The sequence below is a fragment of the Lactiplantibacillus mudanjiangensis genome, from assembly GCF_005405385.1.
In the GTDB taxonomy this organism is placed as follows: Bacteria; Bacillota; Bacilli; order Lactobacillales; family Lactobacillaceae; genus Lactiplantibacillus; species Lactiplantibacillus mudanjiangensis.
This window is the reverse complement of the sequence record NZ_BJDY01000002.1, coordinates 322059-336079: the sequence shown is the minus strand read 5'-3', so window position 1 is coordinate 336079 and position 14021 is coordinate 322059. Positions and strand designations below refer to the sequence as shown.

Annotated in this window: 16 protein-coding genes; 5 read left to right on the top strand and 11 right to left on the bottom strand. The window is 44.0% G+C overall.

Annotated features, from left to right (window positions below):
• Nucleotides 1–51: 51 nt before the first annotated feature.
• Nucleotides 52–663: a histidine phosphatase family protein gene (locus FFM84_RS02565; RefSeq protein WP_130843557.1), complete on the top strand. Its 612-nt coding sequence runs from the start codon at nucleotides 52–54 to the stop codon at nucleotides 661–663.
• Nucleotides 664–1267: 604 nt separating this feature from the next.
• On the opposite strand, the gene FFM84_RS02560 is transcribed toward FFM84_RS02565, so the two are convergent.
• The 3 genes from FFM84_RS02560 to FFM84_RS02550 form a co-directional block, all read right to left on the bottom strand.
• Entirely contained in the window at nucleotides 1268–2431 is a 1164-nt protein-coding gene (locus tag FFM84_RS02560) for a DUF998 domain-containing protein (RefSeq protein WP_130843558.1), read from the bottom strand.
• Between the two features lie 179 nt (nucleotides 2432–2610).
• Nucleotides 2611–3021, bottom strand: a complete 411-nt coding sequence (locus FFM84_RS02555; RefSeq protein WP_130843559.1) for a MerR family transcriptional regulator — start codon at nucleotides 3019–3021, stop codon at nucleotides 2611–2613.
• Between the two features lie 50 nt (nucleotides 3022–3071).
• Nucleotides 3072–3830, bottom strand: a complete 759-nt coding sequence (locus tag FFM84_RS02550; protein ID WP_130843560.1) for an SDR family NAD(P)-dependent oxidoreductase — start codon at nucleotides 3828–3830, stop codon at nucleotides 3072–3074.
• Nucleotides 3831–3956: 126 nt separating this feature from the next.
• Between FFM84_RS02550 and FFM84_RS02545 the strand changes: the two genes are divergently transcribed.
• Nucleotides 3957–4688: an IclR family transcriptional regulator gene (locus tag FFM84_RS02545; RefSeq protein WP_165450243.1), complete on the top strand. Its 732-nt coding sequence runs from the start codon at nucleotides 3957–3959 to the stop codon at nucleotides 4686–4688.
• Nucleotides 4689–4737: 49 nt separating this feature from the next.
• Here the strand turns inward: FFM84_RS02545 and FFM84_RS02540 are convergent, their stop codons facing one another.
• Nucleotides 4738–5310 (bottom strand): NADPH-dependent F420 reductase, encoded by a 573-nt coding sequence (locus FFM84_RS02540; RefSeq protein WP_130843562.1) that lies wholly within the window; start codon nucleotides 5308–5310, stop codon nucleotides 4738–4740.
• 181 nt (nucleotides 5311–5491) lie between these two features.
• Here FFM84_RS02540 and FFM84_RS02535 point away from each other — a divergent pair, with 181 nt between their 5' ends.
• Nucleotides 5492–5920: an Rrf2 family transcriptional regulator gene (locus tag FFM84_RS02535; RefSeq protein WP_130843563.1), complete on the top strand. Its 429-nt coding sequence runs from the start codon at nucleotides 5492–5494 to the stop codon at nucleotides 5918–5920.
• A gap of 41 nt (nucleotides 5921–5961) precedes the next feature.
• Here FFM84_RS02535 and FFM84_RS02530 read toward each other — a convergent pair whose 3' ends face one another.
• Entirely contained in the window at nucleotides 5962–6594 is a 633-nt protein-coding gene (locus FFM84_RS02530) for a pentapeptide repeat-containing protein (RefSeq protein WP_130843564.1), read from the bottom strand.
• A 22-nt stretch (nucleotides 6595–6616) separates the two neighbouring features.
• The gene (locus FFM84_RS02525) at nucleotides 6617–7618 is read right to left on the bottom strand and encodes an NADP-dependent oxidoreductase (RefSeq protein ID WP_371852217.1); all 1002 of its coding nucleotides are present in this window, start codon (nucleotides 7616–7618) and stop codon (nucleotides 6617–6619) included.
• 188 nt (nucleotides 7619–7806) lie between these two features.
• Here FFM84_RS02525 and FFM84_RS02520 point away from each other — a divergent pair, with 188 nt between their 5' ends.
• Together FFM84_RS02520 and FFM84_RS02515 are read left to right on the top strand one after the other, a co-directional pair.
• Nucleotides 7807–8142 (top strand): ArsR/SmtB family transcription factor, encoded by a 336-nt coding sequence (locus tag FFM84_RS02520; RefSeq protein WP_130843566.1) that lies wholly within the window; start codon nucleotides 7807–7809, stop codon nucleotides 8140–8142.
• Entirely contained in the window at nucleotides 8127–8825 is a 699-nt protein-coding gene (locus FFM84_RS02515) for a type 1 glutamine amidotransferase domain-containing protein (RefSeq protein ID WP_130843567.1), read from the top strand. Before FFM84_RS02520 ends, FFM84_RS02515 begins: the two co-directional genes overlap by 16 nt.
• Nucleotides 8826–8873: 48 nt before the next feature.
• Here the strand turns inward: FFM84_RS02515 and FFM84_RS02510 are convergent, their stop codons facing one another.
• The 5 genes from FFM84_RS02510 to FFM84_RS02490 all read right to left on the bottom strand — a co-directional run bounded on the left by FFM84_RS02510 (nucleotide 8874) and on the right by FFM84_RS02490 (nucleotide 14005).
• Nucleotides 8874–9266, bottom strand: coding sequence for a tautomerase family protein (locus tag FFM84_RS02510; RefSeq protein ID WP_130843568.1), 393 nt, complete (start codon nucleotides 9264–9266; stop codon nucleotides 8874–8876).
• 145 nt (nucleotides 9267–9411) lie between these two features.
• On the bottom strand, nucleotides 9412–9882 hold the full coding sequence (locus FFM84_RS02505; RefSeq protein ID WP_130843569.1) for a hypothetical protein: 471 nt from the start codon (nucleotides 9880–9882) through the stop codon (nucleotides 9412–9414).
• Between the two features lie 85 nt (nucleotides 9883–9967).
• The gene (locus tag FFM84_RS02500) at nucleotides 9968–12196 is read right to left on the bottom strand and encodes an MSCRAMM family protein (RefSeq protein ID WP_130843570.1); all 2229 of its coding nucleotides are present in this window, start codon (nucleotides 12194–12196) and stop codon (nucleotides 9968–9970) included.
• A gap of 232 nt (nucleotides 12197–12428) precedes the next feature.
• The gene (locus FFM84_RS02495) at nucleotides 12429–12680 is read right to left on the bottom strand and encodes a GlsB/YeaQ/YmgE family stress response membrane protein (protein WP_130843571.1); all 252 of its coding nucleotides are present in this window, start codon (nucleotides 12678–12680) and stop codon (nucleotides 12429–12431) included.
• A gap of 284 nt (nucleotides 12681–12964) precedes the next feature.
• Nucleotides 12965–14005 carry a hypothetical protein gene (locus FFM84_RS02490; RefSeq protein ID WP_130843572.1) on the bottom strand — a complete coding sequence of 347 codons (1041 nt, stop codon included), beginning with the start codon at nucleotides 14003–14005 and terminating at the stop codon, nucleotides 12965–12967.
• Between the last annotated feature and the right edge of the window lie 16 nt (nucleotides 14006–14021).

Below are 14021 nucleotides of genomic sequence, written 5' to 3'. Positions count from 1 at the left end.
TACCGCAGCCATGACGCTACGTATAATGAAATCTTGAAAGAAGGTCATGATATGACAACATTATATTTCGTCCGTCACGGACAAACCATTTGGAATCAGGCTCACCGCATGCAAGGATTCAAAAACTCACCACTAACATCGATCGGGCTGGCGCAAGCTGATCAATTAGGTCAATATCTAGCCACCGACTCAACCATCACTCGTTTATTGGTGAGTCCTAGTCCGCGGGCACAACAGACCGCAGCCCATCTAAATGCCAGTCTGCATAAACCAATACTGACAGTGCCTGAATTTCAAGAATTAAATATGGGGAGCTGGGAAGGCCAAACCCATACTTGGATTGCGCAACACATGCCACTAGAATGGCATCGTTTTTGGGATGACCCTGAGCATTATCAAGGTCTAAATGGCGGTGAAACCTTTACGGCACTAGCTCAACGCGCAGTTCGTGGCTTTAATCGTCTGCAACAACGTTATCCTGAACAAACACAGGTTATCGTTGCCCATCGCGTTACTTTACGCGTGTTACTGGCTCAACTCCTACAACGACCAATCAACGCAATCCCTGATCCACAGCCAACCAGTTTAACTAAGTTAACCTTAATCAATGGTCACTATGCCGTTGACTTTCTAAATCGCACCAATGTTCACGTTTTAGCATAAACAAAAAATCGTCCCTGACCGGTTACGACTAATCAGTTAAGGACGATTTTTCAGTTATAGGGCTAAAGGTTGAAAGCTATTTTTAGCAATAATCGTTGATATGATAAGCATTAATCGATCAAAACTAGTCCTACTTGCCACCTACCGTTCGCCCACCTTGAGCCGGAACGCTGTGGGCGGACCGGTTCAATGTGGGCGGTCTGAACCGTCGTTTTGAACCACTAAACCCGTGTTTCAAAAACGCCAGTCTCTAAGCGAAAAATTGCTAAGAGACTCCAACGGCTGGGCTCAATGTGAGCTCACTCTCAGCTAGAATAGTGATTACTAACTAATTAGCATCCGTAATCTAACCGGAGCCAGTTAGTGATGGCGCCGGCCGTGAAAACAGCGTTAGTCCGGGTGATTTTTCCGGGCTTACGCTGTGGACGACTTTTGAGACTAGCGGTTTGGGCTAGGCTTAAAAGCGAGGTGGAAGCCCGGTCTTTGGCTGGAACCGGTCCCCACAGCCGGCAGAATCACTGGCTGGCGTAGGTGACCAATTTAGCATAACTCAGGCCGATACTGGTAAGGTTTCTATCGCCATAATTATTTTTTCAACCTTTAATTATAGGGTTAATTTACTATCAATACCCTCATCAATCAGATTTTCAATCCGTTCCAGCAGCATCAATAACCAGCCAAAAGCCAGCACAAACGCCACAATTTCAAACGCGGTTAACGAGAAGTAACCAACAATTTGAAACAGAATTTCAGCAATCACTAACGCCACGCCAACACCATAAGACAGGTAAAGAAAATCTTTGGTGACTTGTGGTAAGAGCCAACGAACCCCAACAATTAAGCCAATGATCAAATAAACCAAAAACATTGCAAATTGATCATGAATTTCGTGTGAGTTGGCATTGTTAGGAAAGACCCCCACTAGGCCCAAATCTACGGCAGTTAGCGTGAGCAAGCCACGTAGGACCCACAACCGGCGTGATTTTGGAAATTGCCGTTGAAGACTAACAAATAAATAATCAACCAACGCAATTGTGAGCAAAGCCGCAAAAATCAACGTGGCATTAAATTGCCAGCCACTCGACGCATTACTGGTACCCAAAAAACTCAAGTTGTGTTGCCACCAATAACGCTGATTATTAACTGCCATCGAAATCGCTACGCCACTCATAATGACTAAAATAAGCACAGTCGATAAAATACTGGCATCGACGATCAAGGCCAAATAGACCATCGCGATATTGGTCACCACGCCAAAGACGAACAAAATAATACTAGCCGTAAAGCGATCAAAGACGGCCCCTTTGAACATCATGCCTAATAGCCACATGCCGCCGATTAAGACTAATGCCAAAATTAAAGCAAATGATAGCACAATGACGGGAAAGTTTCGCCAGTAAACATTTTGGACAAATTGGTTATGCGGATTATGCCGATCTCGAATAAAGAAACCAGCAAATAATAAGATTCCCATGATAACGCCGACAATGATAATACTCGTTGCCAGTGAGTAATCGCCAGTTAATTTAACGTAATTATTATGTTGCCAACCACAAAAGAAATAATAGCCAATACTAACTAATAACGCCATGACAACCGGCCAAGCTAAGACCCCTTTTTGAAAAATAGTTAAGCGTGATTCTTCAAATTGAATCACTAAGCGTCCCCGCCGAACGATTAGTTTAGCCGACGTTTGATCTTTTAATTGTAACTGCTCACCGATTTCAGCCGGAATCGTTAAGTGTAAATCTTTCGTTTCAGTTTCCATTAGGTCCTCCAGGTATTGAGCTAAGGTTTATTATAACAAACGTCAGTTGACTTGCCGGCAATATGGCAAAAAATCCCAGCAATTTCCAAATTAATTGGGAATTACTGGGATTTAGCTGAGCGGGAACCTCATTAACATCGACTTAGATTGTCACCTACGCTAGGCATTACGTTCTTTAATTATGACTCGCTTTTTTCAGCATGTTGCCGATCGAGTTCATGTAACTCGTCAGCGGTCGCCTGCATGTGTTCGTAAAAATGATCCAATTTATCATGCAGATGATCAATCGCCACTTGCAAGTCGTCACGTTTGGCTTCCATTTCGGTTAGCTGTTCACGTAATAGGGTTTGTTCAGCTTCACTTGTCTCCTCAGGTGAGTCGAACAGGTCAATGTACTGACGCAAACTGTCAATGCTCATGCCTGCCGACCGCATTTGGGTGACGAACTGAATCCGACGAATAATCCGATCATCAATATCTCGGTTACCGACTGCGGTTCGATCGATTGGTGGAATTAGACCTTCGTTTTCATAATAGCGAATTGCGGCCGATGAAACACCAGTCTTTTCACTTGCTGTTTTAATGTTCATTAATTTCACCTCTGTAACTTATCTTACATAAGGCATCACCGTAACACAACTTATTGCACTGGTTGACCACTATATAAGCCGAAGCCCGCCGTAACAGGCAACGTTTGCCCAGTAATTGGATCAGAGGCATCAGTAGCTAAGAAATACATGGCTCGAGCGACATCTGCTGGTTCCACTAACCGTTTTAATGGACTCGCTTGAATAAATTCATCGATCACCGCTTGCGGATTAGCTTGAAACATTGGTGTATTAGTTGGGCCTGGAGCGACATTGTTGACGCGAATTTGATATGGCGCATAATCTAAGGCCATCGATTTAACCAAATTGGCAACCGCCCCTTTGGCCGCACTGTAGGCCGCCATGTTATAGTCACCCATTAATCCGGATACCGAAGCCGTATTCACAATCGTCCCTTGCTTTTGCGCCATCATCCCCGGAATAAAGGCCTTGGCAGTCAACAAAATTGATTTTACGTCAATGGCCATCACCCGATCCCAAGCCGCTTCTTCAACTTCATCTAACCGACCGGGTGTAAAGACACCGGCATTGTTAATCATACTATCCACGTGGCCAAATTGTTTTAATACAGCATCCTTTAAAGTCATCACTGAATCTAATTCGGCGACATTGGTTGGCACAAAGATTACTTGTTTAGAACTGTATTGTTGACTAAGCTCCTGATAAACTTTAGCACCCAAGTCGGCATTATAATCGGCCATTGCGACTTGCCAACCATGCGATAAGAAAAGTTTAGTTGCACTTAACCCCATCCCAGATACGCCACCGGTAATCACAACTGTTTTTGTCATTTTACTCACTCCTAAAAAATTAAGGTCGTTTCAAGTTAACCGCAAGCACGTCAAAGTGACAAAATTACTCGTAAAGTTTCATTATTTGAAATACAATTAACTTAACTATTTTAGGAGATGACCCCAATGTCTCAATATCTGTCTGGTACCTTGGCAAAAGCCTTTAAAATTTTGACCTATCTAGATCAGCAGCCGACCGCAACTTTAACGACGATTGCCACCGCTCTAAACTATAATAAAACCACAGCATTTCGTTTACTAGCCAGCTTAGTTGAACTGGGATATGTCACTAAACAGGCCCAAACGTACGCACTTAGTACCCGCCAACAAGCATTGATTCAATTCAACAACCCTCGGCTCAACTGGGTGGCAACATCAATCATGCGACAGATCACGCAACCTTATCAAGTTAGCGCCTATATTGGCATTTTGACTGGCCCAGATGTAGTCATTACGCAAGTTGTGGATTATCAAGGTGATCTAGCCGAATACGCCAAGATTGGTTCAGCTGCGCCAATCAATGAAAGTGCGCTCGGCAAATGTATCGCGGCTTATTTGCCAACCACGCAACAGCAAGCCCTTAGCCATCAACTTAATTCGGCCGCAACCAAATATACGCTAACGGATCAAGTCGGTTTTCTACAAAATTTGAAAATTATTCACGATCAAGGCTATGCTCTCGATGATGAAGAAAGCAGTTTCGGGATTCGCTGTTTAGCCGTACCGATTATTAAGAACGATCAAGTGATTGCTGCACTAGGTGTCGCCGGTTCCTTAGACCGGATGCAACGGCGCAACCTGAAACGACTGGCCCAAGTTCTAACCCAATGCAGCCAGACCATTGCGTTGCAATTTTAAGGTTCTAAAAAACGCCCACTTGCCATAACAAGCAGACGTTAAATAAAACTTATTTTTCAACCGCAAAACCACCGGTCCAACCAATCTTTTCACCAGCAGCTAAGGTCATTTGTAAGAAACCAAAGCTTTCCATTTCACGAGCGCGCTTCAATGAACCAGCATCCACAAAGGCAACGCCACTATCAGTTAAATCATCAGCTAATTGTTGTTTAGCAGCATCATCATCACTGGCAGCCATGACAGTCGTTGGTTGATCACCAACTTTGCGACTTTGTAAGGTGGCCGCAAAGGTCGTATTAAATGCTTTAACGACTTTTGAATCAGGGAGTAACGCGGCAATTTGGGCTGCGGCAGAACTATCTGCTGGTACCACTAAGTCATCCCAAGTATCAAAGTTCAATGGATTCGTAATATCGATCACGACTTTACCGGCCAAAGCAGCTTGATTCTTCTTCGCAATGTCGAGTGCTGCATTGTAAGGAACCGCAAAAACCACGATATCGCCTAATCCGGTTACCTCGTCACCGTTACCTAAATAATTAACGGTATTGCCACCCTGTTTGAATACATCACCGATAGCTTGACCCATGTTACCTTGACCAAAAATTGTAATTGCTGACATATGAATGTCCTCCTGAATTATTTTTATATTTTGTATTATTTTTAAGTACAATAATAGATTAAAACAATTATCTTTTTTAGTCAACAAATTAGTCTTTTCAGCTTAAATCGCGACTAAAAGACTGACTTATCGCCGAAATTGTTATAAAATAAGTAACAAAAGTTAATTAAGGAGAGCTGTCATGGCTAATACGCAATTCAGTGATACGATTCATGTCCTCGTCTACATTGCCTATTTCAAGGGCAATAAAATCACGAGTCATGAAATTGCTAGTAGTTTGGAAACCTCACCGAGTTTGATTCGAAAAATCATCGCTAATTTAAAACGTGAACAGTTGTTGGCCCCGGTTCAAGGTCCAACTAAATTGGCTTTGTCCCGTGATCCGTCTGAAATTACCTTACAAGATATCTATCGGACCTTACCAGGGCAGGCTGCACTGTTGAACGTTGACAATCATACTTCGGCTAAGTGTCCAATTGGTGAAGCGATGCCGCCAATCTTGACGACCTATTATCAAGAAATCCAAGCGGCCGCGGAAGCGAAAATGGCTAAGATTACCTTACAAGATTTGTTGAACGATGTCGCTTTACGTCAACGTTTAACCTCATAGTCACAAAAAAGGAAGCTGATGCGAAGTCAGCTTCCTTTTTATTAATCTACTCGAACACCCAGTAATAGCGCCGCTAATGTTGCAGCCTGTTCAGTGGTTACCCGAACGCCGCGAACCTCGCGTTCACCAATTGATAATTTTTCAAAAGTACAACTACGCAAATCAATATTCTTCAACCAAGTGCCCGTAATAAGTAGATCATCTAAGTCAGACTGTTCAAACTTCACTTTCAAAGTCTGGCTATCCGTCAAGCTGGCTGATTTTAGCGAACAACCTTTGAACACAGCTTGTTTCGTCTTTAACCGACTCAATGCCGCTAAGTCTAGCCGACAATTCTCAAAGGTCACTTGATTAAGCATCGCCTGATCTAAATTCACGCCTAATAGATTACAGTTTTTAAAGGTTACCCGATAAAAAAGGGCTTGTTCTAATTGACAGTTTGAAAAATCACAGTTGGTTAAAATGGCATCGGTTATTTCTAGCCGTTCCAACTGGCTTTGAGTAAACTGAACATGATCGAACAAGACTTGTTCAAACATGGGATGGCTCAGCCACTCATCGGGCCAAGCGACATTTTCTAACCGGCGACCTTTCATAAAATGGTCTTCATCATCATAAATTTCGGCAGCCAAACCTGGAATCGTTTGTTCAACTGTGACACGTGGCTTTTCCATCTAGGACTCACTCCTCAAAAAATTAAATGGGCATCTGAACAATAATTTTACCAGTTGCGTGGCCTTGTTGCGAGTAGGCTAAAGCCTCACTGATCGCTTCGAACGGAAAAACGCGATCGATAATCGGTTGCAGTCGCTTTTGTTCAATCATTTCAGTTAGTTTTGCTAATTCTACCCCGCTTGGTTTCATTAATAAGAATTCATAATGACTTTTCGTTTGTCGAGCTCGCCGCATTAGCTGACGACTCGCAAGGCTCAATACCAGTTGTTTCCAATAAGGTAAGCCCGCCATTTTAGCAAACTTCGCAGTTGGCATACCTGAAATACTGACCACATGCCCGCCCGGTTTGATAATATCAAACGCCTGTACTAGATTCTGCCCACCTAAAGTATCAAAAACCGCATCGTAATGGTTTAAGACATCCGCAAAATTGATTTGATGATAGTCAATAACTTGATCGGCACCCAAGTCACGAACGAGTTGCTGATGTGCGGCACTGGTTGTTGTTGTGACAAAAGCCCCTAACTGTTTCGCCAATTGAATCGCAAATGTCCCAATTCCGCCTGCTCCGGCCTGAATAAGTACTTTTTGACCAGGCTGAATCGCCATCACATCATGTAAGACCTGATAGCTAGTTAAACCAACTAATGGGATGGCAGCAGCTTCAGTATAGCTCAGATTCTTTGGCTTTAACGCGATTTCGTCTGCATTGATCGCAAAATAGTCAGCAAACGTCCCAATTCGACTTTTACGTGGTCGCCCATAAACGGCATCGCCGACTTTAAACTTGTTGACTCGGGAACCAACCGCTACAATTTCTCCAGCAAAGTCACTTCCCATAATTAACGGCAGCTTATATGATAGGATGAAGCGCATTTTACCGGCCATCGTTTTAGCGTCAATCGGATTAATGCTCGCGGCACGGACCTTCACGAGCACATCATGCTGACCAATTGTTGGTATTGATGTTTGCGTTAATTTTAGGTCATTTTGTCGATAATGCGTTAGCGTTGCCGCCAACATGGTTTTTTTCGTCATATTTTTGCACATCCAATGGTTTATATTTTTAAACTATTTTTCAGTATAATACGACTATCGTTCAAAAATGTCAACGATTAGATGTCATACTAAACGCTGATTTTAAAACAGTTGACAAGTATTCATATTCATGTTTTAATGGTTTAAAATTATTAACGATAAGGTGATTAAAAATGAATGAACTAACTCAGCTAAAAAGAGAGTTTACCCGTTCTAGTGACTTTTTGGTTGCTTTGGGGGATCAGAAACGACAAGCTATTATCGTGGCTTTGCTTGACCAAGCCGTCGTTAAAAGTGGCCTGCAAGTCACCGATCTAGTCGGTGTCACCCAGTTGTCGCGACCGGCCGTTTCACACCATTTAAAGATTTTAAAAGAGGCTCATCTCGTCGATTATCATCGCATCGGGACTAAGAATTTCTATTACCTCACCCATCAAACAAAGAATATCGATCAACTAACTCACTTACTCAACCACGTCACGGAGATCATGCAATGCAACCAACAATAAAAAAGAAAATCCTCATCGTCCTAACGAATACCACCCGCTATGGTCACACCAACGATGCCACCGGCTTGTGGCTCGGTGAAGCCACCGAATTTGCCCAACTGGTACAGCAGGCTGGTTACCAAGTGGATTACGTTAGTCCTAAAGGTGGCTTCGTGCCACTCGATCCCCGTAGTATGAAATATGTCGATGACGAGATTATGGCATTTTACGAAACGCCCGATTTTCAAGAACGGGCCCTAACGCACTCATTGGCACCAAACGACGTCAATTCAGCCGACTATGCGGCCATTTACTACGCTGGTGGTCATGGTGTCATGTGGGATTTTCCTGACAATCCTGAACTTCAAGCTTTAGCCACGGCTATCTATGATCAAAATGGTTATGTGACCGCCGTTTGTCATGGGATCGCTGGCTTACTAAACATTCAGGATCGGCCTGATCACTATTTGATTGCCGATCGTCGTGTTACGGGTTTTACCAAGATGGAAGAACGGTTAGCTGGTAAGACCAAGGTCGTCCCTTTCTTTAACCAAACCATCGCGACTGAACATGGCGCGCATTTTCAAAAGAAACGTGCCTATCGTGAATATGCCGTACAAGATGATCGCTTGATTACTGGTCAAAATCCCTTTTCTGCCAAAGCAGTTGCCCAGTTATTGATTCAAAGCTTAGCTGCGCACTAACTAAAAAGATCTCATGAAATCGGGTGATTTCATGAGATCTTTTTAGTTTTAACCCAGTTTGCCATTCATAAATTGGGCTTCGCCATCGCCAAAGCTCCAATCAGCTTTCGTATTGCTAACAATGTTAATCATAACATCACTAGGCGCAACGTCCGCTTTTTCGGCCAATTCTTTAACTAGTCGTGCGTAAAACCGTTCTTTATCAGCTTCATCGCGTGGACTCGAGGTCAAACTAAAGAGTAAAAATTTATCAGTCCGTTCAAAACCCAAGCCAACATCTTCAATAATCATTTCTTCAGGATCATGTTGGGTCACAATCTGATAACGATCTCGAGGCAATAAATGAAATTCTTCCGAAGCAACTTGGTAAGCAACATCTAAAATGGTTCGAATCTCGGCCTTACTACGACCACGAAACATATCAACACGCATTAATGGCATTTTAAAACTTCCTTTCTAGTTCTTCAACAACCCTTAGTTTACCGTAATTATTATCCGCAAAAATTGATATTTATCAACTTTTGACCTTTTTCCATCAAAAAAACATGGATCGTCAATCAGACAGTCCATGTTTTGATCCATACGCTTATTCTAATTTTGACACTTCAATCGCAATTTTAGTACCGACACGTTCCTGTATTGCTGATTTAACAGCGGCAGCAGTCCCGTTGAACACCATATTAATTTGCCGGCGTGAGCCGAGGACAAATTTGACAATTACCCGCGACTTTTCATCAATCGCTGGAATAATCGCAATATTAATCGCCGTAATTTGATCTAACGTTACTGTTCGTCGGACCCACGATCCCGGTAAGACTAACTTCGTGGCGGTTAACCCGCCATGACCCATCATCACATTCATTAACATAAATAGTGACCAGAACAACAGATCGCTAAGACTAGCTAGGCCGCCATTAGCGCCCCACGCTACCAATAGACCAGCTACAATGAGCTGCCCCCAGCGATACCTGGCTTTGAGTTCCAATTGTGATTCAAACACCACATTCCGGATGACAATCCATACTAAGGCTAGATTTAATAAATTTAGTAATATCATTTATGATTCACCCCATCTCAACGCCATTGCTACATATTATTGTATCAATAGTTTCAAGATAAGTAACCACTCCTGCTCGAATTTATCAAAGTTCTCGCCACCAAACAACCCAAGCTGCTAAGCAGACTAATCCTAACCAACCTAAGATGCCTGCAATCAGCGCTAATGCCGATGGTCGTTCACTAGTTTGTGGCAACGTAGCGGCTGACGACGTGCTTGGTGTCGTTACTGGCCGATTAGTGTTCGACTGAAGGCCCGTGGCAGGTTGATGAACAGTCGTTGAACCAGTAGTGTTTGACGACGGTACCTGACTAGGTTTAATCGATGGCACTGACGTTGCCGGTTGTGTAGGAACCACTGGCTTCGTTGGTGTTGCTGGTGTTGCTGGTTTCGTTGGTTTGCCAGAAATCGTTGGTTTAACTGGTTTTTCCGGCTTACCAGGTACGCTTGGCTCAACTGGCCTTTCTGGCTCGCCAGGTACACTTGGTTCAGTTGGCTTTTCTGGTTCACCTGGTATGTTCGGTTCAACTGGCTTTTCTGGTTCACCTGGAATTAATTGATCACTAGCATTGACCGATACTGTCGTAGTCTGTTGCGCAACGATCGTAAACTGAATTGGTTTGGTATTCAACTCATAACCAGTTGGGGCTTTAGTTTCAACAAAATGATAAGCACCGGCTGGCAGTTCGGTAACCGTTAATTGACCCTGTGCATCGGTGGTTAGACCACTTTTTATCACTTGATCTTCGGCATTACGCAAGTCGTATACCGCGCCGGCCAAAGCAGCCCCGTCATTAGCAGCCACTTTAGTCAAAGTAACTGCGCCCAAAACAACTGGTGCCACAGGAGTCGATGAATCACTTTGTTTAACCATGACCACTTGAGTAGCGGCATTTGCGGTAATTTCAAACGCAACTGGCGTCGAATTAAGCTCATATCCGGTTGGTGCCTTGGTTTCAATTAATTGATATGAACCAACGGCTAAGTCCTTGATCAGTAGCTGTCCATGCTCATTGGTCGTCAAATTCTTTTGCGAGATATTACCCGCGGCATTGCGTAACTCATAAACGGCACCGGCTAGTGCTTGCCCATTATCGGCAGCCGTTTTGGTTAATTCCACACTCCCAAGAACAACTGGCAGCTTGGTATCCGCTTGACTGACGGCAACGGTTTGCGTCAAGTTAGCAGCATCAATTGTAAAGTTAATCACTGTCTTATTTAACTCATAACCAGCTGGTGCTTGAGTTTCAACAAAGCGATATTCGCCGGCCGCTAAATCATTAACTTGTAGTTGCCCTTTATCATCAGTTACCAAATCCGCTTTAACAACCTGACCTTGACTATTTTCCAACTTATAGTGAGCACCGGCTAAAGCCGCACCAGTAGCCTGATCAGACTTCGTTAACCGGACACTTCCTTTTGCATCGGCTTGTGTTCCGCCACCAGTACCCGTACCTGATCCACCCCAACTGACTTTACCACCAACAGTGGTGCCATCAAGCGTGGCCGAATTTTCCCAAGCATTAGCACCACTAGAAACATTGGTCAGTTCAGTCATATAAGTCATATCAACAGCCGTTTGAATGTTGCTAAACGTAAACGTGAGATGACTGCCATTTACCGCTACCTGTGGTGTAGTTGTCCCCGTACTGGCAAAATTACCAGCTGCATCATAATGACCAGTCTTAGCGACTAACGTACCTGGCAAATAAGTTTGGTTCGTACTCAAAGTATCTTCAACCACAACGGTGCCTAAGTCTTTGTTGTCAGGGTTAAAAGCGATGTTCCAAACTAACTTAGACGGGCGACCATCACTGTAATCACCAACCCAGCCATTCTTGTTAATGACCCAACCAGAATGGCTACCCTGATCAACAGTCCCTTTTGCAAAGAAGGTCAAGGTCCCATAACGGTGGGTCCCAACACCAGCTAAGTAATCATTAAACATAATTGTCCCGGTCGTTTCTCCGGCTTTGATGGTAAACGTCCCCACCACTTGACCTGAATCATCCTTCAAATCAAAACTCAGATCATGTTCCGCAACCGCTCCATTAGGTAATTCGACTTGCGCCGTATCACCAGCACTAATTGGTTGTCCGTTTCGAATTGACCATTGATAACTGACCGTATAAGCTTCCCACTTACTCAACGTACTCGTATCCTTAATGACGGTTCCATTGTGATCAGTTACCACTGCTTCACTTCCCGTTAACCCACTAACAGGGACTTCATCAGCTTGTGCCAATCGATTCATTGTTAAAATCAATAGCAATGTGAGTACGCCCAAACAAACCGCCTTTAATTTTGCGCGCATCCTTAACACCCCCCATATTAATTCGGTCAAGGCAAGCAAAGTATCCCAGACCTGCTGCTACCATACTTGCTTTGCTGAGTGAAGGACACTAAAAGGCGTCATTCGGTAACTTGCTGAATCAACGCTAAAAAGGGGGTCAAGACAAAAGTCTCAACTCCCTTTTTACGTCGTAGCCCAAAATCAGTTGATGCTACTTCTGACCCCACGCCACTACAATCAACCAATCAACTTTTTAGCGTTTTCGCATCCCAAAGACGGCGGCGACAATCAGCACTAAAATAACGGCACCTAATACAGATGGTACTAAGGCCATCCCGGCTAAAGACGGCCCCCAGGTACCGAACAAGGCTTGACCAAGCCAGGCACCAACTAAACCAGCAATAATATTGCCAATAACGCCGGCAGGAACATCGCGGCTCGTGATGGCACCAGCAATCGCGCCAATTACCCCACCAACAATTAATGACCAAATCCAACCTAACATTGACCTCACCCTTTCTAAAAATGGCTTAATTTCTTTGCTTGTAGTTATCATATCGATAACCTTTTATTAATTCAATTGATGTGCTCATTGGTACTAAAAAGAGTTTGGGACAAAACCCAAACTCGTATTTGCATCTCCGAATATTTATAGTCGAAACGTGGGACAAAAGACTGCTCCCTCCGCTTAGCTACGGAATACAAACGATTGAAAGTACACAATCATTCGTATTCCTAGGCTATGCTCGGTAGCAAACCGTCTTTTGTCCCACTCTCGATAAAACTTAATTATTCTGGGGCACTTGTTAAGGTCCAAGTTAATTGTCCAGCGTAGTCGCCAGCGCGCGCACCCGCATTAAGTCGCAATAAAATTCCGGTATCGCTAGTCCAATGTGACTCGACATCATAAGTTGTAGCGGTACTTTTAGCAACTTCGACGACTTGATTAGTTAGTGAGGTTTCTTGTCCACCTTGACGATAGACCAGCCCACCAGCCAACTGTTGACCATCACTAGTTGTTAACGATGTCGCTTCAGCGGAAAGCACCCAGCCGGTAGTCGTGGTTCGATCATCATTAACAATCAGATGCCAATCGCCAGAACGTTTGATTAACTGTGACGCCCCAGTTAGCGTCACTTGACCAAAAGCCAAGGCGCCGACTGATTGCGTATAGCTGATGCTACCACTATCAGGAACCGTCATCACGTTAATCTGAACAGCGGTGGTCGGGGCCGCTTCAACTTGTTCACTGGTTGCTGCCAACGTCACTTGATTGTCCCCAACTTGTAACGATGAGGCTGGTACAGTGACAGTAAATGGCACTTTCGTGGTCGTTGCGGTAACCGTGACTGTCGTTGCTGTAGTGCCATTGATTGTTGGATGAATCACAACTTTTTGATTGAGACTTTGTTTAGGCACTTGAACGGTACCGGTGAGTTCAGTAGATTGACCATCCGTTACCGTCAAAGCAGTCGTCGTCGGTGTTAACTTTAATTGCCCAACCTTACTCTCAGATTGGCTACTCGACGATGATGCGCTTGAACTGGATTCATCATGGCTAGCGGACGATGACTGATCACTACTACTAGTCGTTTCTTCAGCAGAGGTTGTTGCGGTTGAGCTTTCAGCAGTATGGTCTGATTTGGTTGTTTGACTAGACTCAGTGGCGTCACTAGTCGATACTGCACCGCTATCCGTACTTAATTGCGTTGAACTCGAAACCGATGATGTTGTCGCAGCATCACTGTCGGCCGTGGTCGTGGCTCGTCCTGGCAAAGCCGGCCAACTCCCGATTAATAAACTAAGCCCAATCACTAGCCATTGTTTCATTGTCCATGCCCCCCAG